Raw genomic sequence first — 24,815 nt, forward strand, 5'->3', positions numbered from 1 at the left:
CAGGCACCAGGGGTCTGTGCAGCCGCAGCGGTCACGCACGTCCCACCCGCACGTCGCTCTACCCGGGCAGCACACAACCCCACCTGCCCGTCTGTTCACGGCCCCGATCCCGTGGCCGCCGCAGAAGGAGTTCCGAGTGAGACGATCCCCCCGCAAGGCAGTCGCGGCAGGCGCCCTCGCCGCCACCGCCGCCCTGCTCGCCGTGGCACTGCCCTCGGGCACCGCCACAGCAGGCACCGACGCGCAGAGCGCCCCCCACGTACAGCCCCGGTCCGGCGCCCTGCCGGCCGCGCTGTCCGCCTCCCAGCGCGCCACGTTGCTGGCCGACGCCAACACCAACCTCGCCCGTACCGCCGGCGAACTGCGCCTCGGCGCCAAGGAAAAGCTCATACCGACCAGCGTCCTGAAGGACGCCGACGGCACCGTCCACACCCGCTACCAGCGCACCTACGACGGCCTGTCCGTCCTGGGCGGCGACCTGGTCATCGCGACCACGGCCGCCGGCGCCACCACGAGTGTCAACAGGGCGACCAACGCCGAGATCTCGGTGCCGAGCACCACGGCCACCGCGAGCGCCGCCTCCGCGACGTCCTTCGCGATCAGCCGGGCCAAGGCGCAGGGCGCGCAGAGCCCGGCCGTGGCCGGCTCCCCGCACAAGGTCGTCTGGGCCGCCTCCGGCGTGCCGGTACTGGCCTGGGAGTCCGTCGTCGGCGGACTGCAGGACGACGGCACCCCGAGCCAGCTGCACGTCATCACCAACGCCAAGACCGGTGACCGGCTCTTCGAGTACCAGGGCATCGAGAACGGCATCGGCAACAGCGAGTACAGCGGCCAGGTCACCATCGGCACCACGCTGTCCGGCTCCACGTACAGCCTGACCGACGGCGCCCGTGGCGGTCACAAGACCTACAACCTCAACCACGGCAGCTCGGGCACCGGCACCCTCTTCTCGAAGTCCTCGGACACGTGGGGCAACGGCCTCCCGTCCAACGCCGAGACCGCGGGCGTCGACGCGGCCTACGGCGCCCAGGAGACCTGGGACTTCTACAAGAACGTCATGGGCCGCAACGGCATACGCAACGACGGAGTCGGCGCGTACTCCCGTACCCACTACGGAAACGCTTACGTCAACGCCTTCTGGGACGACGGCTGCTTCTGCATGACGTACGGCGACGGCGCGGGCAACAACAAGCCGCTGACCTCGCTCGACGTGGCCGGCCACGAGATGAGCCACGGCGTCACCGCCGCCACCGCGGCCCTGAACTACAGCGGTGAGTCCGGCGGCCTCAACGAGGCGACCTCGGACATCTTCGGCACCTCGGTCGAGTTCTACGCCAACAACGCCAACGATGTCGGTGACTACCTCATCGGCGAGAAGATCGACATCAACGGCAACGGCACCCCGCTGCGCTACCAGGACAAACCCTCGCGCGACGGCAACTCGCCCGACAACTGGTCCTCCGGCATCGGCGGCCTGGACGTGCACTACTCGTCCGGCCCGGCGAACCACTTCTTCTACCTGCTGTCCGAGGGCAGCGGCACGAAGGTGATCAACGGGGTCACGTACAACAGCCCCACCGCCGACAACCTGCCGGTCCCCGGCATCGGCCGGGACAGCGCCTCCAGGCTCTGGTACAAGGCGCTGAGCGAGCGCTTCACCTCCACCACCAACTACGCGGCCGCCCGCACGCAGAGCCTGCAGGCCGCCGCCGACCTGTGGGGTGCGGGCAGCGCGACCTACAACACGGTCGCCAACACCTGGGCCGCGATCGGTGTCGGTTCGCGGGTCCCGACCGGCGGCGTCACGGTCACCAAGCCGGCCGACCAGAACACCGTCGTGAACACCGCCGCCAGCCTGCAGATCCAGGCCAGCACCAGCAACGGCGGCGCGCTGACCTACACCGCGACCGGTCTGCCGGCCGGTCTGTCGGTCAACGCCTCGAACGGTCTGATCTCCGGCACGCCGACCACGGTCGGTAACAACAGCGTGACGGTCACGGCGAAGGACTCCACCAACGCCACCGGCTCGGCCACGTTCAACTGGACGATCAGCCCCACCGGTGGCGGCGGCAACGTCTTCGAGAACACCACCGACGTGCCGATCCCGGACCACGGCGCCGCGGTGTACTCCGACATCCCGGTCACCGGACGCACCGGCAACGCCCCGAGCACCCTGCAGGTGGGCGTGAACATCGTCCACACCTACCGCGGCGACCTGGTCATCGACCTGGTCGCCCCCGACGGCACCACGTTCCGGCTGAAGAACTCCAGCGGGTCGGACTCGGCCGCCAACGTGCTCACCACCTACACGGTCAACGCCTCCAGCAAGGTCGCCAACGGCACCTGGCGGCTCAAGGTCCAGGACGTCTACAGCGTCGACAGCGGTTACATCAACAGCTGGAAGCTCACCTTCTGAGCCGGAGCGAACGCCCTGAGGATGGCCTGAGGATGGCCTGAGGGCGCCCTGAGGAACCCCATCGGCGGTCGCGCTGTGTGACTAACGTCATGCCGCGCGACCGCTTTCCAGATGATCATCCGCGAGTTCTCTGGTACAGTTGGCTGCGTTGCAGTTGTGGTACCCATGAACTCCATGTGCGCCCGGTCCTTGCGGCCAGGCGCACATTTGTTTTACCGGCGTCATGTCCGGTGTGGGGAGATCATCGCGGCGACGCGGCATCCGTAAAGTGCGGGTGCTGTATTAACTGCACCCATTAGGGAGACAGACATGGCTACCGGAACCGTTAAGTGGTTCAACTCGGAAAAGGGCTTCGGCTTCATCGAGCAGGACGGCGGCGGCGCTGACGTCTTCGCCCACTACTCGAACATCGCCACCCAGGGCTTCCGTGAGCTCCAGGAGGGCCAGAAGGTCTCCTTCGACGTCACGCAGGGCCAGAAGGGCCCGCAGGCCGAGAACATCCAGCCCCTCTGAGGCACCTCTGAGCGCTGATCGCGCCCAGTAGCGAGAGGCCCGCACCGCACGGTGCGGGCCTCTCGCGCGCAGCGGAAACAAAACATGTGCGGTGCGCGACAGCACCGCAGGACGCCGGTCCGCAGGCGTCGAAGAGGCAGTCCGCGATCCGCCGGACCGCCCCTGGCGCCGAGGGACCTCCCTCGTCTCCGTCCCGAGGAAGGTTCCCCCTTGAAGTTGTTCTCCGAACTGTCGATCTCCCCCGCACTGGTCTCCGCCCTGAACGACAACGGCGTCACCGAGCCGTTCCCGATCCAGGCCGCGACGATGCCCGACGCGCTCGCCGGCCGGGACGTCCTGGGCCGCGGCCGTACCGGCTCCGGCAAGACCCTCGCCTTCGGCCTCCCGATGCTCACCCGCACCGCCGGGCAGCGCGCCGACTCCAAGCACCCGCTGGCGCTCGTCCTGGTCCCGACGCGTGAGCTCGCGACCCAGGTCACCGAGGCGCTCGCGCCGTACGCGCAGGTGCTCGGGCTCCGCCAGACGACCGTGGTCGGCGGCGCGTCCATCACCCGCCAGATCGCCGCGCTGCGCAATGGCGCCGAGATCCTCGTCGCCACTCCCGGCCGGCTCGCCGACCTCATCGACCGCCGGGCGTGCATGCTCGACCAGGTCGAGATCACGGTCCTGGACGAGGCCGACCAGATGGCCGACATGGGCTTCCTGCCGCAGGTCACCAAGTTGCTCGACCAGGTGAAACCGAACGGGCAGCGGATGCTCTTCTCCGCCACCCTGGACAAGAATGTCGACCGGCTGGTCAAGCGCTTCCTGCACAGCCCGGTCACCCACTCGGTGGACCCGTCGGCCGCGACGGTGACGACCATGGAGCACCACGTGCTGCATGTGGACGACGACACCAAGCGCGCCGTCACCGCCGAGATCGCCGCCCGTGAGGGTGGCGTGATCATGTTCGTCGACACCAAGCGCGGCGCCGACCGGCTCACCAAGCACCTGCTGGCCGCCGGGATCACCGCCGTCGCCCTGCACGGCGGCAAGTCCCAGCCGCAGCGCAACCGCGCCCTGGACCAGTTCCGTACCGGCAAGGCCACCGCGCTGGTCGCCACCAACGTCGCCGCCCGCGGTATCCACATCGACGGGCTCGACATGGTCGTGAACGTCGACCCGCCCGGCGACCACAAGGACTACCTGCACCGCGGCGGCCGTACCGCGCGGGCCGGCGAGTCCGGCACCGTCATCACCCTGGTGCTGCCCGCGCAGCGCCGCGAGAACGCCCGCCTGATGGCGCTGGCCGGCATCAAGCCGCACACGGCTCGGGTCCGCCCCGGCGACCCCGAGCTGGTGCGCGTCACCGGCGCCCGCAAGCCGTCCGGCTCCGCCGTCACCATCCACGACCCGGTGCACGCCGCCGCCCAGGAAGCCGCCAAGCCGAAGGCGAAGGTGTCCGGCACCCGTGGCCGCGGACGGCGCCCCGCGGGCGCCACCGCGGGCGCGGGCGCCAGTGCCGCTCCGACGGGTACGCCGCGCAGCGCCGGCAACAGCCGCGGCGGACGCGGCGGCCGGCCCCGTACCGACGCCGAGGGCGCCGGTGCGGCGGCCGGTCGCAGCGGTGTCAACGGCCGCGGTGGCACCCCCGGGCGCCCCGCCGCGGGCAGCCGCACGGCCGCGGGCCGCGGCGGCGCCGTGGGCCGGCGCGCCCGCCGCGAGGACGGCACGGGCGGCACCCGCCGCGCCGCCTGACGCACGACATGAACTGAGCGCAGCGCACGACACGGCCGGTACGGGACATCACCCCGTACCGGCCGTGTCGCGTTCGGTCAGCGGAGGATGCCCGCGGTCATGCCCCCGGATTCGGCGGGGGTCGCGATGAGGCCGAGTTCGGCGGGCGCGGCCAGCAGCGGGTGGGTGGGAAGGACTCGGACGGTGTAGCCGAAGGGGCCGGTGTGGTCGAGGGTGAGAGGACCCTCGTAGACCCGGCGGCCTTCGAGGTCGGGTTGGGTTGCCGGTTTGAGGGAGACGATGGTGGGGTCGGCGATGCGGTCGGCGTCGTCGACCCGTCCGGAGAGGGCCTGCACGTCCACATCGCCGGTGTCGAGGCCGCCGAGGGTCACCTGGACCCGGAGGGTGAGGGTGGAGCCCAGTTCGGGGGATCCGCCCACGGAGTCCGCCTCGACATGGTCGACGGTGACCCGGTGCCATTCACCGCGCACCCGGGCCTTCCAGACGGCGAGTTCGCGGGCGACATCGCCGGTGACGGCCCGGTGCGCGCGAGCCGCCGGGGCGTAGAGCCGGCCGACGTAATCACGCACCATGCGCCCCGCGAGCACCTTGGGGCCCAGGGTCACCAGGGTGTGCCGGACCATCTCGATCCAGCGGGCGGGCAGGCCGTGCGGGTCGTGATCGTAGAAGCGCGGGGCGACCTGGTTCTCGATGAGCTCGTAGAGGGCTGAGGCCTCCAGGTCGTCGCGCCGGTCAGGATCGTCGTCGCCGCTGTGCCCCATTCCTTCGGCGTCGGCCGTCGGGATCGCCCAGCCGTTGTTGCCGTCGAACCATTCGTCCCACCAGCCGTCCAGCACCGACAGGTTGAGGCAGCCGTTGAGGGCGGCCTTCATGCCCGAGGTGCCGCACGCCTCCAGGGGGCGCAGCGGGTTGTTGAGCCACACGTCGCAGCCGGGGTAGAGGTGCTGGGCCATGCCCATGTCGTAGTCGGGCAGGAAGACGATGCGGTGGCGTACCCGCGGATCGTCGGCGAAGCGCACCAGCTCCTGGACGAGCCGCTTGCCGCCGTCGTCCGCCGGATGGGCCTTGCCCGCGACGACGATCTGGATCGGCCGCTCGGGGTGCAGCAGCAGGTCCATCAGCCGGTCCTGGTCGCGGAGCATCAAGGTGAGCCGCTTGTACGAGGGGACGCGGCGGGCGAATCCGATGGTGAGCACGTCGGGGTCCAGTACGCCGTCCACCCAGCCGAGCTCGGCCTGTCCGGCACCGCGCTGCCGCCACGACGCGCGCACCCGGCGCCGTACGTCCTCCACCAGCTGCTCGCGCAGCACCCGGCGCAGTTCCCACACGGCCGGATCGGGGATCTCGGCGACGGCTTCCCAGCGCTGGGTCTCGCCGATCATCAGGGCGTCCTCGGCGCGCTGGGCGCCGATCTGCCGGGCGCCCAGCTGGAAGACCTCGGGGGCCACCCAGGTGGGGGCGTGCACGCCGTTGGTGATCGAGGCGATCGGCACCTCGTCGGCGTCGAACCCGGGCCACAGCCCGGCGAACATCTCGCGGCTGACGGCGCCGTGGAGCGTGGAGACGCCATTGGCGCGCTGGGCGAGCCGCAGGCCCATCACCGCCATGTTGAAGACGTTCGGGTCGCCGCCCGAGTACGTCTCCATGCCCAGTTCCAGCACCCGCTGGATGTCGACGCCGGGCAGTTCGCCGCCGTCGCCGAGGTGGCGGCCGACCAGTTCGCGGTCGAAGCGGTCGATTCCGGCGGGTACGGGGGTGTGGGTGGTGAAGACGGTGCCGGCCCGTACCGCCTCCACGGCGGCGTCGAAACCGAGCCCCTCGCCGCTGAGCTCGCGGATGCGCTCCAGGCCGAGGAATCCGGCGTGGCCCTCGTTGGTGTGGAAGACCTCGGGGTCGGGGTGGCCGGTGAGACGGCAGTACGTGCGCACCGCGCGCACTCCGCCGATGCCCAGCAGCATCTCCTGCAGCAGCCGGTGCTCGCTGCCGCCGCCGTAGAGGCGGTCGGTGACATCGCGTTCCGTACGGTGGTTCTCCTCGACGTCGGAATCGAGGAGCAGCAGCGGGACGCGGCCCACCTGGGCCTTCCAGATGTGGGCGGTGAGGGACCGGCCGCCGGGCAGGACGAGGACGACCTGGGCGGGGGTGCCGTCCTGCTCGCGCAGCAGGCTGAGCGGCAGCTCGTTGGGATCGAGGACCGGGTAGTGCTCCTGCTGCCAGCCCTCACGGGACAGGCTCTGGCGGAAATATCCGTGCCGGTACAGCAGCCCGACGCCGATCAGCGGCACTCCGAGGTCGCTGGCGGCCTTGAGATGGTCCCCGGCCAGGATGCCGAGGCCGCCCGAGTACTGGGGCAGGGCCGCGGTGATCCCGAACTCGGGCGAGAAGTAGGCGATGGCGGCGGGGAGTTCGGGTGACTCCCCCTGGTACCAGCGCGGATTGGTGAGGTAGTCGGTCAGGTCCTCGGCGACGGAGGCGAGGCGGCGCAGGAATCTTCGGTCCTGCGCGAGAGCCGTGAGCCGCTCCTTGGAGACGGCGCCGAGCAGCCGCACCGGGTCTCCGGCAGCGGCCCGCCAGCCCTCCTCGTCGACGGTCTGGAACAGCTCCCGGGACTCCGGGTGCCAGGACCAGCGCAGATTCTGTGCCAGTTCGCCGAGCGGACGCAGCGGTTCCGGCAGGACAGTTCGCACGGTGAAACGACGGATTGCCTTCACCCCTACGACGGTAGCCGGGTCCCGCCCCGCGATCCGGCCGCTGTCCACGATCCGGCGGCTCAAACGCCCGAACGGACGTCCGCTGGGGCATTCGGCCCGCGCGCGGTCACACGGCGGGCACACGGGGCGGCGGCAGGACCGCCGGAGTGTCAGTGGGCCCGATTAGCATCGCCGTATGACATCCCAAGTGGCTACGTCAAAGGTCGACTTCTACTTCGATCCCGCCTGCCCGTTCGCGTGGATCACCTCCCGCTGGATCCTCGAGGTCGAGCAGCAGCGGGACATCGAGCTGCGGTTCCGGGTGATGAGCCTGTTCGTCCTGAACGAGGGCCGCGAGCTGCCCGAGTGGTACCGGGACCTGGTGGACCGGTCCATCGGCCCGGTGCGAGTCGCGATAGCCGCCGCCCACCACCATGGCGAGGGTGTGCTCCGCGATCTCTACACGGCGATGGGCACCCGGATCCACAACGGCGGCAACCGTGAGGACTTCGACGCCGTCATCAAGGAGGCGCTGTCCGAGGTCGGGCTGCCCGCGGAACTGGCCGCGGCCGCCGCCGATCCGCAGTACGACGAGGCACTGCGCAAGAGCCACCACGAGGGCATGGATCCGGTCGGTGACGATGTCGGCACGCCCACCATCCATGTCGACGGTGTGGCGTTCTTCGGCCCGGTGCTGAACTCCATCCCCCGGGGCGAGGAGGCGGCCCGGGTGTTCGACGGCGTTCGGGCGCTCGCCGGCTACCCGGACTTCTTCGAACTCAAGCGCACCCGCACCGGCTCGCTCTCCTTCGACTGACGGCCGCGGCGGCCGGCCACCGCGAACGGCCGCCGGCCGCCGGTCCTCAGCGCGCCGCCCGCGCGGTGCGGACGTCGTACGGCGAGCCCTGGTTCACCGTGGCCGGGTCGAACGCGCCGGCCACGGCATAACTGCGCGCGATCGTCTCCAGTTCGGTGCGCGGGATCACGTCGTGGATGTCCGCGAAGCCGCCGGGGGCCCGCTCATGGGCCATGTTGATGACGACCTCCGGGCCCATCCGGCGGTTGGAGCGCTGCAGCTCCGTCATGGGCGGGCGGCGCTCCGCCTCGTACGCCGGCAGGGCCCGCCCGGGATCCTCGTGGGCGGCCATCGCATGGGCGAGGGCGCGGCCGTCGATGATCGACTGGGTGGCACCGTTGGAACCGACCGGGTACATCGCGTGCGCGGCGTCGCCGATCAGCGTCGCCCCGCCGAAGGTCCACCGCACCAGCGGCTCGCGGTCCACCATCGGGTACTCGAAGGCGGCCTCCGCGCTGTCGATGACCTCGCCGACGTCCACCCCGTCGAAGGTCCAGCCCTCGAAGTGGTGGCGGAACGTGGCAGTGGACACCGGCCGGTTCCAGCCGCTGCGGTCCGGGGCGCCGCCCTGTTCTGCGGGCATCACCAGCGCCCAGTTGACCAGCACGCGCTCACCGGGCGCCGCAGGGATCGTCAGCGGGTAGACGACAGCCTTCTGCCGGTTGTTCCCGGCGATGAACATGTGCGTGGCGACGCGGTCCGCGGGCATCCAGGACACCCCGCGCCAGATCAGCAGGCCGTTCCACGGCGGTTCGCCCTCACCCGGGTACATCGCGGAGCGGACCGCCGAGCGGATGCCGTCGGCGCCGATCAGGACCTCCGCGCCGATGTCGGTGCTGCCGCCGGTGGCCCGGTCCCGGACGGCGACGCGCAGCCGGGCGCCGGGCAGCTCGGTGAAGTCGTCCACCAGGGCGCCGGAGACGACCGCCGACCGGCCGAGCCGTTCCCGGACCGCGCGGGACAGGACGCTCTGCAGCCGGCCGCGGTGGATCGACAGCTGCGGCCAGCGGTAACCGGCGCCGAGGCCGCGCGGCTCCTGCCAGACGAGGCTGCCGCTGCTGTGGTAATAGCGCAGCTCACTGGTGGGCACCGATACGGCGGCCAGTTCCTCGTACAGCCCCAGGGCCGCCAGTTCGCGTACCGCGTTGGGCATGATGTTGAGTCCCGCGCCGACCGGCTGGAGCTCCGGGGCGGCCTCGACGACCAGCACATCGGTGCGGCCGACGGCGTGCAGGCTGAGCGCGGCGGTGAGGCCGGCGATGCCGCCGCCCGCGATGACGATACGGCTCATCGGGCCGCCTCCTTCTCCGTGGAGCGACGGACGAGGGTCTCGTTCTCGCGGGTCAGATCGAGTACGGAGCGCAGCAGTTCGACGGGCGCGCCGCCGCTGCCATAGTCGTACAGCCGCACCTCGTCGCTGTACGCCTCCCGGGCGATGCGGATGTGCCGGGCCCTGAACGTCTTGAGGATGCGCAGCACTCGCGCCAGGGCGACGGCACTGGCCCGCAGGGTGGTGGAGAGCCGGTCCGCACCCGCCCAGCTGACGGCGAGCGACAGTTTGCCCACCGCGGAGGGGCAGCCCTTGTACCGGGCGTGGAAGCTGCGCCAGGCGGGGAGGCTGTAGGGCACCGATTCGGTGAGGAATGCCTCGTACCGCCCGGTGCTGCGGTCGGACTGCCACAGCGTCAGATCGACCAGCCAGAGCGGGACCTGGGCCGCCGCCGGGCCGAGGTACTCCTGCCCGTCGAGGGTGATCTCCTCGAAGTAGGGGCGCAGCACCTGGGCGAAGAACACCGGCGAGACGTTGGCGATCGTGAAGTCGATCGAGTCGACCATGGCCTGGACGAGTCCGGCGAGGCGGTCGAGGCAGGCCGGGAACCGGCTGTCGTGGGGTTCGAGCGTGGCCAGTTCCGAGCAGGCGTCCAGCGAGGCGCACAGGCTGGGGAAGACCATCCGGACGGCGTCCTGCAGGCAGGCCTCCATCGGGTCGCCGGTGTACATGCGCTGACGGGCACCGACCGGGTTCCATGCCGTGTAGTGGTGGACGGTGTCCCGGGGGACCATGCCGGTGCGCCGGCCCAGGGCGCGCAGGACCGGCAGCGCCTCCGGTACGGCGTCGAGCGGCTCGGTGCCGTGCCGCTTGATGGATCCGAGGAAGATGCCCAGGTCACGCATGGCGGCGAGGTTCTCGGCCGTGGAGAAGTCGTCCAGAACGCCGGTATCCGGGAGGAGTTCGCGCAGTGCGGTGACCATGCCGGACACATCGCTGTCGACGTTCATGACACGGAGCTTCTCGCACGCCTCGTCCGCACCCAGCGGGTCGGCGCCTCGGATCTCCGATATCCGGTAATAGGGCTCTTGCCCTTGGAGCAGATCGAGCACAGACATGTGGGGCACCGTCATTCCGAGGGTCACAGGGATGTGTGTGTGCTGGGTGAGGGGTCGGCCGGCTCCGGCGCGGGGCTGCGCAGCAGCAGCGTCAGGAGGGTGGCGGCCGCGGCGAAGGCCGCGCCGACGAGCAGCGCGGTGCGGAATCCCGCGGCTTCCGCGGCCGCGCCGGGGCCCGCGGCCCGGGTGTGCGCGGCGGCCACCGCGACGAGGACCGCGAGGCCGAGGACCGAGCCGAACTGCTGGCTGGTGTTGATCAGTCCGGACACCAGGCCGGTCTCCCCGGCCCCCGCCTGCGCGGTCGCGGCGACATTGGTCGTCACCATGACGAGAGGCAGGCCCACGCCGATCAGCAGGCTGGGCGCGAGGACGGTGCCGAGGAACGATCCGTCGGCCGACAGCGACAGGGCGAGCCAGAGCATCGCGGCGGCCACGGCCGCGAAGCCCGCGGTCATCACCGGGCGCAGGCCGAACCGGAGGACCAGCCGCCCGGTCAGGGGCGCGGTCAGCACGACAACGACCGACAGCGGCAGCAGCCCGAGTCCGCCGGTGACCGGCGGATAGCCCAGTACAGCCTGCAGATACAGGCTCACGAGGAAGAACATCGGGAACAGCGCCATCTGCGCCAGCGCGCTGAGGAGGTTGGCGAGGCGCAGCACCGGCTGCCTGAGCACGTCAGGGGGGACCAGCGGATGGGCCGTGCGGGACTCGATGGCCGCGAACGCCGCGAGCAACGCCAGGCCGGCGGCGCCGGCCAGCAGTGTGCCCGGCGCGGTCCAGCCCGCGGTGCCCGCGTCGACCAGGGCGTAGGCGATCAGGCTGAGGCCGCCGGTGGCCGTGAGGGCGCCGCCGAGGTCGAAGTCCCCGGGGCTTCCCGGCGCCGGCCCGGTCTTCGCGCGGCGGGCGAGGACGGGTGCCAGCGCGGCCGGGGTGAGGGCGATCAGCGCGGCGCCCACCACCACGTTCAGGACGAACGTGGAGCGCCACCCCAGGCCGGAGGTGAGCACGCCGCCCAGCACCGTGCCCAGCGCGCCGCCCAGCCCCCCGAGCGCCGCGAACACCCCCAGGGCACGGTGCCGTTCAGGTCCCTCGGAGAACAGCAGCAGCACCAGCGCGAAGGCCGCGGCGGCCGCGCAGGCCGCCCCGATCCCCTGCAGGGCCCGAGCCGCGACGAGCAGCGCGCTGTTCGCGGCGAAGGCGCCGCCGAGGGAGGAGGCGGACAGCAGTGCCAGGCCGCCTGTGAAGAGCCGGCGGTGGCCGATGATGTCGGCGACGCGCCCGGCCAGCAGCAGGAAGCCGCCGAAGGTGATCAGGTAGGCGTTCGCGACCCAGGACAGGCCCGGGGCGTCGGTGCCGAGGTCCGCGCCGATGGAGGGCAGCGCCACATTGACGATGGCGGTGTCGAGGATCAGCAGCAGCTGAGTGGAGGCCAGCAGGGCGAGCGCGAAGGTGCGGCTGTGCGCCATCGCCTCAGGCCCGGGGCAGTGGCTGCAGTTCGTACCCGTCGAGGCAGGCGCGGGCCAGGCTCTCGCAGGCGCCGGTGTCGCCCTCCCACGCCTGCTGCAGCAGATAGACGTGCGGCGCGCCGTGGTAGAAGCGCTCGTACTGCTCGTGCCGTCCGGCGAATTCCGTGCCGAGGGCGTCCCAGGCGAGCTTGAGCAGCTTGACGCGGTCCTGCGCCGGGTGCCCGGGCGAGCGGATGTACTTGGCGATGATGGGGCCGATCTCCGGGTGCAGCAGATCCTGCGCGGAGGCGGGGAGCTGGATGACACCGCCGCCGGCCAGCAGCTTGATCTCGCTGACCGCCTGGGGATAGATCTCTCCGGCCATGATCCGGTGGGCGTACGAGATGTCCTTGCCGGGCATGACGCCGCCGCGTCCCCCGTCGACCTCCTCGTACGAGGCCTCGGCGGCCAGCACCATGGACTTGGCCTGGGCGACCCAGCCCATCAGCCGGCCGATCCGGGTCTGGACCGCCGGCAGCTGGTAGGTGTTGTTGGCCTTGGCGAGGAGGATCGCGACGCCGGTGAGGAACTCCAGCTTGGTCCAGAAGCGGGTGGACGCCTGGTGGACGAAGTTGACGTAGGCGGGGGTCTTCCACCACTGGCCGAAGCAGACGTCGACATTGCGGTAGGCGAGGACGTTCTCCCACGGTACGAAGACGTCGTCGCAGACCAGCAGCGCGTCGTTCTCGTCGAAGCGGGAGGAGAGCGGATTGTCGAAGACGCTGCGCGCCTGGGCCTCGTAGGAGGTGCGGGAGATGAACCTCAGGCCCGGGGTATCGACCGGGATCGAGAAGCAGACCGCGTGCTCGATGTCCTGCGGGGCGAGCGGTTCGATGGTGCCGACCACGACCTCGTTGCCGAAGACCGCCGCGGTGCCGATCATCTTGGCGCCGCGGACCACGATGCCGCCGTCGCGCTCCTCCACCACCCGGACGATGAGGTCGTCGCTCTCCTGCTCGGCGGCGGACTTCGTCCGGTCGATCTGCGGATTGGTGATGGTGAACGTCGGGTACAGATCGCCCTCGGACATCCGCCGGTGGTACGCCTCGACGTGGGGCGCGCCGTCGAACGTGTCGGTGGTGAAGAGCTGCGGCACGGCTGCGAAGCCCGCTATCCCGGCGGCCATGTAGTCGGGGGTGCGGCCCAGGTAGCCGAAGCTGGCCTCGGCCCACACCTTGTGCGCCTGGCGGCGCGCGACCAGGTCCTGGTACGAACGGGGTATCAGAAAGGCACGGTGGACGCCGCCCTCGGTGAGTACCGCGGAGTGTTCGGAGTCGTGGGACAGGTCGTACAGCCCCGCGATGGAGTCGACCGTGTTACGGAAGGCGGGGTGGCGGGTGATGTCCTTGATCCGCTCCCCGTCGAGCCATATCTCACGCCCGTCACGCAGCGAATCCTTGTACTCCTGGCCGGACCTGGTCACCGTGTCTCCTCAACGATCTTCGACGCGCCGTTGAAGAGACTGCCTCATACACGTGTGCTAATCAATGAACGTCCTGCCGGTCCCGTTTATGAACCGGCCAGTTGCCCCGGTATTCGCCGGGTGTCGTCCCGAACCACTTCCGGAACGCCAGATGGAACCCGACCGCGCTCTGGTAGCCGACCCGGGGCGGTACGGCCGTCTGCGGAACCGCCGTCTCGGTGAGGAGCCGTGCGGCCTCCTGCATGCGACGCCCCGTCAGATGCCGGGCCGGCGCCTCGCCCACCAGCTCCCTGAACGTGGCGGTGAAGGCCGAACGCGACATGCCGACCTCCCGGGCCAGGGCCTCGATCGTCCACGGCTCGGAGAAGCGGGTGGAGACGATGATGAGCGCCTTGCTGATGCCGGGGTGCCGCAGGGCGGGCAGCACGGCCGGGTTGTCGGACAGTTCGCGCAGCAGCGGGCGCAGCGCCAGGACGAAGGCCATCTCGAACGCCCGCAGGGTGACCAGTTGCGATCCCGGCTCACCGCGCCGTTCGGGAGCGGCCAGCGAGGCCAGTGTGTCGCGCAGCAGCGGCTCCTGGTCGACCTGCGTCCGGTCCAGCACCAGGGACCACGGCAGCGCCCGGTACAGGGACGTCGCGGCCGTCGCGTCATAGTGCAGCCCGGCGCACATGATGCGGCTGAGGTCGCCGGTGCCCTCCACCACGAGCACCCCGGACGTGCCGGGCTCGCGCTGCGGGAGCACCGCCTTCAGCGGCACGCCCTGCCGGCCGGGCAGATCGGAGAGCCGGTGGGCGGTGCCGGTCGGGAAGACGGCCAAGTCGCCCTGGTGGAGCTGGATCGGCGGGCAGTCGCCCGCGCTGATCCAGCAGTCGCCCTCCACCATGTAGTGCAGGATCGCGCAGCTCTGTTCGGAGTCTCCCTCGATCGCCCAGGGCGCTCGCAGCCGCCAGAGGCTGTCGAACACGCCGGTCAGACGCAGCGGCCTGAGCAGTTCGCTGAGGAGGTCGTTCCCACCAGATTCCATGGACGAACCCTTAATCCCCGTCCCGGTTTGCTTATTGCCGCCCCTGAGTGCCCCGTCCAGCCTGAGAAGGGGACGGAATCGCTAATTCACTCTACCGAAGGGCGACACACCGATGTCGGAAGAGATTCATCAGCGCTGTCTGGTCGTGGGGGCGACCGGCTTCCAGGGGGGCGCCGTCGCCCGGCTGCTCGCCGGGCGCGGCCACCGGGTCCGCAGCCTCACGCGGCGGCCGGCCGTCGCGCGCCCCGACATCGCCGGGGTCTCGTTCGTCGCCGGCGACCTCGGCAGCCGGGACGACGTGATGTGGGCCTTCAAGGGCGCCACTCACGCGGCGGTGACGATGCCGCTGGAGTACGACCCCGTCCGTATCCAGTCCTATGCCGCCAACATCGCTGAGGCCGCCCTCGAAAACGGCGTGAACCGGATCGTGTACAACGCGAACACCCGCGTGCCGCCGGATGCGGGCATGGTCGCCGCGTTCGAGACGCGCCGGCTCGCCGAAGCCGTGCTGCGCGACAGCGGTGTGCCGCTGGTCGTCCTGCGGCCGCCGGTGTACCTGGACAACCTGTTCAGCCCGTGGAACGGTCCGGCCCTCATCGACGAGGGTGTGCTGGCCTATCCGCTCGCCGCCGACCAGCGGGTCGGCTGGATCTCGCACGATGATCTCGCGGTCGCGATGGCCGCCGCCCTCTTCAACGACGGCCTCGACGGCCGGGTCCTGGACATCGGCGGGCAGGCCGTCGACGGGCCCGGGCTCGCCGAGGAGTTCGCCACGGGACTCGGCCGGCCGGTCGAGTACCGGGCGCTGCCGGCCGCCGCCTTCGAGGCGGCGCTGGCCAAGGCCATCGGCGCGACCTCGGCCGCGGGTGTCGCCGGGATCTACCACTACATGGCCTCCGGTACGGACGAGCGGCTGATGGACGGCGACCCCGAGGAGGCCGAGCAGGCCCTGGGCATCAAGCTCACCCCGATCGCCGACTGGGTGGCCGGGCAACCGTGGCAGACCTGGTCCAGCCGCCCCCTCTGAGCGCTGACGACCTGCCCCGCGGGTCGTTCCCAGCGCGTTCCCCGTCGAGCCGTCGGGCCCCGCCGGTCCCGGGGGGCGGGACGGCTTCTCCAACTCCCAGCAAACTACGCGCCCGTACCCCTTCCGCGGAGCTTTTGACTGACATCCAATGGGAAGGCTCCCGGCAGCGCGGCGTCACGCGGAATCATGTGACACGCCCATTCGCCCGACCCTCCAACCGAGTGAACGCGGACAGGAGCGGCCATGCACGCGAGAACACGTCCACAGGAGCAGATACAAAGAGCTGGGGCACGCAAGGAAGCCGCCCGCCGCGCCGCCGCCCGCGGGCGCAAGCAGCCTCCCGAGCACCCCCCTCCTGTTCCCGTCCAACCTCCAGCGCTCCCAGGTGAGGCAATGATCGGTCGCATCCCCGTCCTCGACGTCCGTCCGCTCGTGGACTGCGGCCGCCGCCCGGCCAAAGCGGTCGCCGGCGAGACCTTCCAGGTCACCGCCACCGTCTTCCGCGAGGGCCATGACGCGGTCGCCGCGAATGTGGTGCTGCGCGATCCCAACGGCCGTTCCGGGCCCTGGACCCCGCTGCGAGAGCTCTCCCCCGGCACCGACCGCTGGGGCGCGGACGTCACCCCGCCGACGGAGGGCCGCTGGACGTACACGGTCGAGGCCTGGAGCGACCCGCTCTCCACCTGGCGTCATGTCGCGGGCATCAAGATCCCGGCCGGCATCGACACCGACCTGGTCCTCGCCGAGGGCGCGCGGCTCCATGAGCGGGCGGCCGCCGGTGTCCCCAAGAAGGACGGCCGGGCCGCCCTGCTGGCCGCCGTCGATCTGCTGCTCGACGAGAGCAGGCCCGCCGCCGAGCGGCACGCCGCGGCACTGGCACCCGAGGTCACCGCCGTCCTCGACCAGTACCCGCTGCGCGAACTGGTCACCGCCTCCCGCCCGATGCCGCTGCAGGTCGAACGACGCCGGGCGCTGTTCGGCTCCTGGTACGAGCTGTTCCCCCGCTCCGAGGGCGCCGTCGTCGAGGAGGGCGCGCCGGCGCGGTCCGGCACCTTCCGTACCTCCGCCGAGCGGCTGCCCGCCGTCGCCGCGATGGGCTTCGACGTCGTCTATCTGCCGCCGGTCCACCCCATCGGCACCGCCTTCCGCAAGGGCCCCGACAACAGCCTGACGGCGGGCCCCGACGATGTCGGCTGCCCCTGGGCGATCGGCTCCCCCGAGGGCGGGCACGACGCGATCCACCCCGATCTCGGCACCATCGAGGACTTCGACTTCTTCGTGGAGCGGGCCCGCGAGCTGCGGCTCGAGATCGCCCTCGACTTCGCCCTGCAGTGCTCCCCCGACCATCCGTGGGTCGGCAAGCACCCGGACTGGTTCGCCCACCGGCCCGACGGCACCATCGCCTACGCCGAGAACCCGCCGAAGAAGTACCAGGACATCTACCCCATCGCCTTCGACGCCGACCTCCCCGGCATCGTTCGCGAGACGCTGCGCGTGCTGCGGTACTGGATGGAGCACGGCGTACGGATCTTCCGGGTCGACAACCCGCACACCAAGCCGGTGGTCTTCTGGGAGAAGGTCATCGCCGACATCAACCGCACCGACCCTGACGTGATCTTCCTGGCGGAGGCGTTCACCCGGCCCGCGATGATGCACACCCTCGCGAAGATCGGCTTCCAGCAGTCGTACACGTACTTCACCTGGCGGACGGCCAAGGACGAGCTGACCGACTACCTGACGGAATTGTCCGGCGACGCGGCCAATTACATGCGGCCGAATTTCTTTGTCAATACTCCCGACATCCTGCACGCGTACCTTCAGCACGGTGGCCGCCCCGCCTTCGAGGTGCGCGCCGTGCTGGCCGCGACGATGTCACCCACCTGGGGGGTCTACGCGGGCTTCGAGCTGTGTGAGGGCGACGCCGTGCGGCACGGCGGCGAGGAGTATCTGCACTCCGAGAAGTACGAACTGCGTCCGCGCGACTGGGCCGCGGCCGAGGCGGAAGGACGCTCGCTGGCCCCCTTCATCACCCAGCTCAACCGGCTGCGCCGGCGCCACCCCGCGCTGCAACAGCTCCGCGAGCTGCACTTCCACACCACGGACAACGACGCGGTGCTCGCGTACTCCAAGCGCAGCGGCGAGGACGTCGTGCTGGTGGTCGTCAACCTCGACCCGCACCACACCCAGGAGGCCACCGTCTCGTTGAACATGCCGGAACTCGGCCTGACCTGGCACGAGTCCGTCCCGGTGCGCGACGAGCTCACCGGCGAGACCTACCACTGGGGCAGGGACACCTATGTGCGCCTCGAACCGGGCCGTACGCCCGCGCACATCGTGCACCTGCGACCGTCTCCTTCGATCGGAGGGTCACTCAGTTGATCGTCAACGAACCCGTCCCTGACACCTTCGAGGACACACCGGCAAAGGACCGAGATCCCGACTGGTTCAAACGGGCGGTGTTCTACGAAGTCCTCGTGCGGTCCTTCCAGGACAGCAACGGCGATGGCGTCGGGGACCTGAAGGGCATCACCGCCAAGCTCGACTACCTCCAATGGCTCGGCGTGGACTGCCTGTGGCTGCCACCCTTCTTCGCCTCCCCATTGCGCGACGGAGGCTATGACGTCTCCGACTACACCGCCGTGCTCCCGGAATTCGGCGACCTCGCCGACTTCGTGGAGTTCGTGGACGCGGCACACCAGCGCGGCATGCGCGTGATCATCGATTTCGTCATGAACCACACGAGTGACCAGCACGAGTGGTTCCAGCAGTCCCGTTCCGACCCGGACGGCCCGTACGGCGACTACTACACCTGGGCGGACGACGACAAGGAGTTCGAGGACGCACGGATCATCTTTGTCGACACCGAGACGTCCAACTGGACGTTCGACCCGGTCCGCAAGCAGTACTACTGGCACCGGTTCTTCTCCCACCAGCCGGATCTCAACTATGAGAACCCGCAGGTCCAGGAGGAGATCCTGGCCGCGCTGCGGTTCTGGCTCGATCTGGGGATCGACGGCTTCCGGCTCGACGCGGTGCCCTACCTGTACCAGGAGGAGGGCACCAACTGCGAGAACCTGCCGCAGGCCCACCACTTCCTGAAGCGGGTCAGGGCCGAGATCGACCTCCACTACCCGGACACCGTGCTGCTCGCGGAGGCCAACCAGTGGCCAGAGGACGTCGTCGACTACTTCGGCGACTTCCAGAAGGGCGGCGACGAATGCCATATGGCGTTCCACTTCCCGGTGATGCCACGCATCTTCATGGCGGTGCGCCGCGAGTCCCGCTACCCGGTCTCGGAAATCCTGGCCAAGACACCGGCGATCCCGAAGAGCTGTCAGTGGGGCATCTTCCTGCGCAACCATGACGAGCTGACCCTCGAAATGGTCACGGACGAAGAGCGCGACTACATGTACGCGGAGTACGCCAAGGATCCGCGGATGCGGGCCAATATCGGTATCCGCCGCCGTCTCGCCCCGCTGCTGGACAACGACCGCAATCAGATCGAACTGTTCACGGCCCTGCTGCTGTCCCTGCCCGGCTCGCCGATCCTCTACTACGGCGACGAGATCGGCATGGGCGACAACATCTGGCTGGGCGACCGCGACGCGGTGCGTACCCCGATGCAGTGGACCCCCGACCGCAACGCCGGCTTCTCCTCCTGCGACCCCGGACGACTCTATCTGCCGACCATCATGGATCCGGTCTACGGCTATCAGGTCACCAATGTCGAAGCCGCGATGAGCAGCCCGTCATCGCTGCTGCACTGGACCCGCCGCATGATCGAGATCCGCAAGCAGAACCCGGCCTTCGGCCTCGGCTCCTACACCGAACTGCCCTCCACCAACCCCGCCGTCCTCGCGTTCCTGCGCGAATACGGCGACGACCTCGTGCTCTGTGTCCACAACTTCTCCCGTTTCCCCCAGCCCACCGAGCTCGATCTGCAGACCTTCAACGGCCGGCACCCCGTCGAGCTCATCGGCGGTGTCCGGTTCCCGGCCATCGGGGAGCTGCCCTATCTGCTGACTCTCGCGGGCCACGGCTTCTACTGGTTCCGGCTGCGCCGCGATCCGTTGTAGGGCCCGGCACGACCGGAGCCGCGCGACCGCCGGGCGACCACCGCGCGGCCGCCGTCCGACCCCGCGGGCCCGTCCTGAACACTCTCCGGGCGGGCCCGTACGGCGGTTTCCTGTCACCCGGCCGGGGCAGGCTCCCCGTGTCGCCGGACAGCCACCGCCCGTCATCCGGGAGGCTTACGCGCACCCCGCCGCACGATCCGGTACGGGTGTGCGATCCCCGGGGAAAGGACGTCATGTCGGACAGCTCCTGGACCCGCACCTCATCTACCACCGGCCGTTCACCGGCCACAGCCCCCGGGCTGCTGCACTCGTTGAGCCCGCTGCTGCTCGAATGGCTCCCCCGGCAGCGCTGGTTCGCCGGAAAGGGCCGTCCCATCACCGGCTTCGGCCTCGTCTCCGCGACCGAACTGCTGCCCGTGGACGGCCGGCTGGGCACGCCTGGGCTGCTCCATCTGCTGCTCGACGTGGAGCAGACCGGCCGCCGCGCCGACTGCTACCAGTTGCTGCTCGGCGCCCGCACCCTGCTGCCCGCCTCACTCGCGCCCGCCCTCGTGGGCCAGGCGGTCGGCGGACCGCTCGACGGCCTGACGATCTACGAGGGGCTGTCCGACCCGCGGCTCACCGCGCTGCTGATGGAACGGCTCCGGGCCCCCGGCCGCACCGGGCTGCTGCGCTTCATCACCGAGTCCTCGACCGCCGTCCCGGCCGGGCTGCCGCCCCGGCTGTCCACCGCCGAGCAGTCGAACACCTCGGTCGTCTACGGCGACCAGTACATCCTCAAGGTGTTCCGCCGGGTCTCCCCCGGCGCCAACCCGGACCTCGAACTGTCCCTTGCCCTCGCCCGCGCCGGATCGCGGCGGGTCGCGGCACCGGCCGCCTGGTTCGAGGCGGCCGAACTGCCCGGCCCTGCGGACGCCCCGGCGGGGACCGCCGCGTCCGGGACCGTCACGGAGCCCGCCACGCTCGGCGTACTGCAGCGCTATCTGCCCGACTCGGCGGACGGCTGGGAACTCGCCCTGCGGGCCATCGACGACGGTACGGACTTCACCGCCGACGCCCGCGCCCTGGGCGCCGCCACCGCCGAGATCCATGACGCGCTCGCCCGCGCCCTGCCGACCACTCTGCTGGACCGGCGCCGGATCCAGTCGGTCGCCTCTTCGATGGCGCAGCGGCTGGACACCGCCGCCGCCGAGGTCCCGGAGCTGCGCCCGTACCGCACCCGGCTGCGCGCGGCCTTCCACGACCTGGCCGAACTCGGCGCCACCGGGGTGCGGGTGGCCGCCCAGCGTATCCACGGTGATCTCCACCTCGGCCAGGCGCTGCGCACCGCCGCACAGGGCTGGGTCCTGATCGACTTCGAGGGCGAGCCGTCGCGTCCGCTGTCCGACCGCAGGCTGCCCGCACCACCCGTCCAGGACGTCGCGGGCATGCTCCGTTCCTTCGACTACGCCGCCCGCCACCGCGATCCGGCCGCACCCGCGGCCGGCGGCTGGGCGGAGCGGCACCGGGACGCGTTCTGCGCGGGCTACGCCCGGATGTCGGGCACCGATCCCCGCGACCAGCCTGTTCTGATACGCGCCTACGAGACCGACAAGGCCGTCTACGAGGTCCTGTACGAGGCCCGGCACCGCCCCGCCTGGCTCCCCATTCCGATGTCAGCCATCGACCGCCTCGCCTCCAACCCCCCTCCGAGGAGGATCACACCGTGATCGAGCGCCAGCCGTCTTCCTTCACGCCGGGCGCGCCCGCCGCCGTGCCCGCCACCTTCCTTCCCCCGGCGGAGAAGGCGACGGACGAGCTGCCCACCCCGCCGCCGGCCCCCGTGGAGCCCGCCGTCCAGAAACACGGGTCCGCGCCGGTATCCCCGCCGGTATCCGCTCCGGCATCCGCGCCGGCCCCGGCGCCCGCGGCCGTACCCGCGGCTGTGCCCGCTCCCGTACCCGCTGTTGTGCCCGCGGTGTCGGAGGCCGCCGCGCGGGGTTACGAGTCCGGAGTGGACCGGCCGCCCGCCTCGGGGTCCGCGCCGCGGCAGACGGCGGACTCCGTGCCGCAGTCCCGTGGCGAATCACGGGGCGGAGCGGCCACGGAGTCCGGGAAGCCCGCGGAGGCCGCGGCGCCCGTGACGTCCGCGGCCGACGACGCCGCTCCGATGCCGGCAGCGGGCCGGGGCGTACGGTCCGCCGATCCGCTGGACGACGAGGACCGCCGCCGGCTCCTGCACGGCTCGCACCACGATCCGCACGGACTGCTCGGCGCCCACCCGGTGGCCGGCGGGGTGCGGTTCCGGGTGCTGCGGCCGTACGCGCTGGGGGTGGCGGTCGCCGCGAAGGGGCTGCGCGCGGAGCTGCTGGACGAGGGGGACGGGCTGTTCGGCGGGGTGCTCCCGCTGCGCGGGATCCCGGAGTACGAGCTGCTGGTGAGGTACGAGGACGGGGAGCTCCCCGTCCAGGACCCGTACCGTTTCCTGCCGTCGCTCGGTGAGCTGGACCTCCATCTCATCGGCGAGGGGCGCCATGAGCAGCTGTGGCAGGCGCTCGGGGCCCGTCCGATGACCCATCAGGGCGTCACCGGCACCCGGTTCGCCGTGTGGGCGCCCAATGCCCGCGGGGTGCGGGTGGCGGGCGGCTTCAACTTCTGGGACGGCGCCGGCTTCCCGATGCGCTCGCTCGGCGCCACGGGAATCTGGGAGCTGTTCGTACCGGGTGTCGGCGACGGGACGGCGTACAAGTTCGAGATCACCCACCCGGACGGCACGCGCAGGCTGAAGGCCGACCCGATGGCCCGCGCCACCGAGCTGCCGCCCGCGACGGCGTCGGTCGTCACCTCCTCGCACCACACCTGGGGTGACCAGGAGTGGATGCAGCGGCGTGCGGCGATCCCCGTACACCAGGCGCCGTTCTCGGTCTACGAGGTGCATCTGACGTCCTGGCGGCCCGGTCTGAGCTATCGCGAGCTGGCCGAGCAGCTCCCCACGTACGTCGCGGACCTGGGGTTCACCCATGTCGAGCTGATGCCGGTCGCCGAGCATCCGTTCGGCGGCTCCTGGGGCTACCAGGTGACCTCGTACTACGCGCCGACCTCGCGGCTCGGCACCCCGGACGACTTCAAGCATCTCATCGACGCGCTGCACCGGGCCGGCCTCGGCGTGATCATGGACTGGGTGCCCGCGCACTTCCCGAAGGACGACTGGGCGCTGGCCCGTTTCGACGGCCCTCCGCTCTACGAGCACGGCGACCCCAGCCGCGCCGAGCACCCGGACTGGGGCACCCTGGAGTTCGACCTCGGCCGTACCGAGGTGCGGAACTTCATGGTCGCCAACGCCGTCTACTGGTGCGAGGAGTTCCACATCGACGGCCTGCGCGTCGACGCCGTGGCCTCCATGCTCTATCTGGACTACTCGCGTGAACACGGCGAATGGACCCCCAACGAGCACGGCGGCCGGGAGAACCTCGACGCGGTGGCGTTCCTGCAGGAGATGAACGCGACCGTCTATCGGCGCTGCCCGGGGGTCGTCACCATCGCCGAGGAGTCCACCGCCTGGGAGGGCGTCACCCGCTCCACCGACTCCGGCGGACTGGGCTTCGGCCTGAAGTGGAACATGGGCTGGATGCACGACTCGCTGGAGTACGTGGCGAAGGAGCCGGTCCACCGCAAGTACCACCACCACGAGATGACGTTCTCGATGGTCTACGCCTACTCAGAGAACTATGTGCTGCCGATCTCCCACGACGAGGTCGTGCACGGCAAGCGCTCCCTCGTCTCCAAGATGCCGGGCGACTGGTGGCAGCAGCGCGCCACCCATCGCGCCTATCTCGGCTTCATGTGGGCGCACCCGGGCAAGCAGCTGCTGTTCATGGGGCAGGAGTTCGCGCAGGGCGCGGAATGGTCGCACGACCACGGCCCGGACTGGTGGCTGCTGGACGAGACGTACGCGGCGGCCGCCGACCACCGCGGGGTCCGTGATCTCGTCAGGGACCTGAACCACACCTACAGCGCCACGCCCGCCCTGTGGCAGAGCGACACCGACCCCGGCGGCTTCGCCTGGATCGACGGCGGCGCGGCCGAGGACAACACCTTCTCGTTCCTCCGCTTCGACGCCGACGGCGAACCGCTGGTGTGCGTCAGCAACTTCTCGCCGGTGGTGCGCGAGAACTACCGGATCGGCGTCCCCGACCATGCCTGGCAGGAGGTGCTCAACACCGACGACGCGCGCTACGGCGGCAGCGGCACCGCCACCGGCAGTACCGAGCACCCGCTGAAGGCCGAGCCGGCGGCCTGGCACGGTCAGGAGCAGAGCATCAAACTCACCCTCCCGCCGCTGGCCACGGTCTGGCTGCGACCCGCCTGACCTCCGCACTCGTAGGTTCCTCCGAACCGGCGGCGCTTTCGCGCCACCGGTTCGGTGGTCCCCACCATGAGTGGCCGGGAGTGGGCACCCCTACGCTGGCCCTGTGCACCGATCCTCTCCTGATCTGCCCCGGCTGCCATTCGACGCCTCAGCGATCAGGCGGCTGCGTGCCCAGCTCGGGATGAACCACTCCCATATCGCCCATGCCATGTGGATCTCCTACGGCACGCCCGTCAGACCCGAGACGATCGCCGCGTGGGAACGCGGAGAAGAGGTACCTCAGGCCTCCGAGCTGCCGGCTCTGGCCGGGGCCCTGTGGTGCGATCCGTCCGATCTGATGAACACCCCGACCACCCTGCTGGAACACCGCTGGGCCCGCGGTATCGCGCCCTCGGACCTGGCGCGGGCCATCGGCATGCCGGTCTCCGACTACGAGCGCATGGAGCGCCAGGACAAGTGGACCGGCAGCGACCGGCAGACCGCGGCCCTGGCCGTGGCCCTCGGCCTGTCGCTGCCCGAACTCCTGACCGTCACCGGCGGCGACCGGAAGCTCGACGCGCTGCTGCGCGAGGCCGTGGCGACCCGCTGGCAGGCGTACCTCCGCCCTGTCACGGCCCTGGTGCCGCTGCCCCGGCACCGGATCGAGCCTGTGCTGCGCACCCTGCACTCGGAATACCAGTCCACGATGGTGACCACCCTCAACTGGGGAAACGACGTGCCCGCTTCGGGCGGCGAGGGCGGCCGGGCCTTCCTCGACACCGTCACCGAGCGCTTCTGGGCCGGCCTGCAGGGCGACTAGGGCCGGGCAG

The 24,815-nt window shown here is 70.8% G+C and carries 16 protein-coding genes; 10 read left to right on the plus strand and 6 right to left on the minus strand.

The genetic code is table 11. The annotated features are described in order from the left end of the window. The first annotated feature begins 136 nt into the window (after window positions 1-136). The 3 genes from QMK24_RS07875 (at window position 137) to QMK24_RS07885 (ending at window position 4,666) form a co-directional block, all read left to right on the plus strand. Window positions 137-2,416, plus strand: coding sequence for a M4 family metallopeptidase (locus QMK24_RS07875; protein ID WP_283464535.1), 2,280 nt, complete (start codon window positions 137-139; stop codon window positions 2,414-2,416). A 309-nt stretch (window positions 2,417-2,725) separates the two neighbouring features. Further along, a complete protein-coding gene (locus QMK24_RS07880; protein ID WP_283464536.1) occupies window positions 2,726-2,929 on the plus strand; it encodes a cold-shock protein in 204 nt (67 codons plus the stop codon). 84 nt (window positions 2,930-3,013) lie between these two features. Then, complete coding sequence (locus QMK24_RS07885) at window positions 3,014-4,666, plus strand: DEAD/DEAH box helicase (RefSeq protein ID WP_283464538.1); 1,653 nt, start codon at window positions 3,014-3,016, stop codon at window positions 4,664-4,666. A gap of 77 nt (window positions 4,667-4,743) precedes the next feature. Here QMK24_RS07885 and glgP read toward each other — a convergent pair whose 3' ends face one another. Then, on the minus strand, window positions 4,744-7,377 hold the full coding sequence (glgP, locus tag QMK24_RS07890; protein WP_283464539.1) for an alpha-glucan family phosphorylase: 2,634 nt from the start codon (window positions 7,375-7,377) through the stop codon (window positions 4,744-4,746). 175 nt (window positions 7,378-7,552) lie between these two features. Between glgP and QMK24_RS07895 the strand changes: the two genes are divergently transcribed. Then, window positions 7,553-8,173: a mycothiol-dependent nitroreductase Rv2466c family protein gene (locus QMK24_RS07895; protein WP_283464540.1), complete on the plus strand. Its 621-nt coding sequence runs from the start codon at window positions 7,553-7,555 to the stop codon at window positions 8,171-8,173. 46 nt (window positions 8,174-8,219) lie between these two features. Here the strand turns inward: QMK24_RS07895 and QMK24_RS07900 are convergent, their stop codons facing one another. The 5 genes from QMK24_RS07900 to QMK24_RS07920 form a co-directional block, all read right to left on the minus strand. After that, the gene (locus QMK24_RS07900; RefSeq protein ID WP_283464541.1) at window positions 8,220-9,503 is read right to left on the minus strand and encodes a flavin-dependent oxidoreductase; all 1,284 of its coding nucleotides are present in this window, start codon (window positions 9,501-9,503) and stop codon (window positions 8,220-8,222) included. After that, window positions 9,500-10,600, minus strand: a complete 1,101-nt coding sequence (locus QMK24_RS07905; RefSeq protein WP_283464543.1) for a monodechloroaminopyrrolnitrin synthase PrnB family protein — start codon at window positions 10,598-10,600, stop codon at window positions 9,500-9,502. Before QMK24_RS07905 ends, QMK24_RS07900 begins: the two co-directional genes overlap by 4 nt. A 23-nt stretch (window positions 10,601-10,623) precedes the next feature. Next, the gene (locus QMK24_RS07910) at window positions 10,624-12,066 is read right to left on the minus strand and encodes an MFS transporter (protein ID WP_283464544.1); all 1,443 of its coding nucleotides are present in this window, start codon (window positions 12,064-12,066) and stop codon (window positions 10,624-10,626) included. Between the two features lie 4 nt (window positions 12,067-12,070). Beyond that, complete coding sequence (locus tag QMK24_RS07915; RefSeq protein WP_283464545.1) at window positions 12,071-13,528, minus strand: 4-hydroxyphenylacetate 3-hydroxylase family protein; 1,458 nt, start codon at window positions 13,526-13,528, stop codon at window positions 12,071-12,073. A gap of 61 nt (window positions 13,529-13,589) precedes the next feature. Beyond that, window positions 13,590-14,555, minus strand: coding sequence for an AraC family transcriptional regulator (locus QMK24_RS07920; protein WP_283464546.1), 966 nt, complete (start codon window positions 14,553-14,555; stop codon window positions 13,590-13,592). 112 nt (window positions 14,556-14,667) lie between these two features. Here QMK24_RS07920 and QMK24_RS07925 point away from each other — a divergent pair, with 112 nt between their 5' ends. The 6 genes from QMK24_RS07925 to QMK24_RS07950 all read left to right on the plus strand — a co-directional run bounded on the left by QMK24_RS07925 (window position 14,668) and on the right by QMK24_RS07950 (window position 24,805). Continuing rightward, window positions 14,668-15,582, plus strand: coding sequence for an SDR family oxidoreductase (locus QMK24_RS07925; protein ID WP_283464547.1), 915 nt, complete (start codon window positions 14,668-14,670; stop codon window positions 15,580-15,582). A gap of 393 nt (window positions 15,583-15,975) precedes the next feature. Then, complete coding sequence (locus tag QMK24_RS07930; RefSeq protein ID WP_283464548.1) at window positions 15,976-17,961, plus strand: alpha-1,4-glucan--maltose-1-phosphate maltosyltransferase; 1,986 nt, start codon at window positions 15,976-15,978, stop codon at window positions 17,959-17,961. Then, window positions 17,958-19,658, plus strand: a complete 1,701-nt coding sequence (gene treS, locus QMK24_RS07935) for a maltose alpha-D-glucosyltransferase (RefSeq protein ID WP_283464549.1) — start codon at window positions 17,958-17,960, stop codon at window positions 19,656-19,658. Before QMK24_RS07930 ends, treS begins: the two co-directional genes overlap by 4 nt. 233 nt (window positions 19,659-19,891) lie before the next feature. Next, window positions 19,892-21,367 carry a maltokinase N-terminal cap-like domain-containing protein gene (locus QMK24_RS07940; RefSeq protein WP_283464550.1) on the plus strand — a complete coding sequence of 492 codons (1,476 nt, stop codon included), beginning with the start codon at window positions 19,892-19,894 and terminating at the stop codon, window positions 21,365-21,367. Between the two features lie 440 nt (window positions 21,368-21,807). Further along, complete coding sequence (glgB, locus tag QMK24_RS07945) at window positions 21,808-24,006, plus strand: 1,4-alpha-glucan branching enzyme (RefSeq protein WP_349307817.1); 2,199 nt, start codon at window positions 21,808-21,810, stop codon at window positions 24,004-24,006. A 103-nt stretch (window positions 24,007-24,109) separates the two neighbouring features. Then, complete coding sequence (locus tag QMK24_RS07950; protein WP_283464553.1) at window positions 24,110-24,805, plus strand: helix-turn-helix domain-containing protein; 696 nt, start codon at window positions 24,110-24,112, stop codon at window positions 24,803-24,805. Window positions 24,806-24,815 lie beyond the last annotated feature (10 nt).

Origin of the sequence: Streptomyces sp. PH10-H1 (assembly GCF_030063355.1) — a bacterium.
Lineage (GTDB): Bacteria > Actinomycetota > Actinomycetes > Streptomycetales > Streptomycetaceae > Actinacidiphila.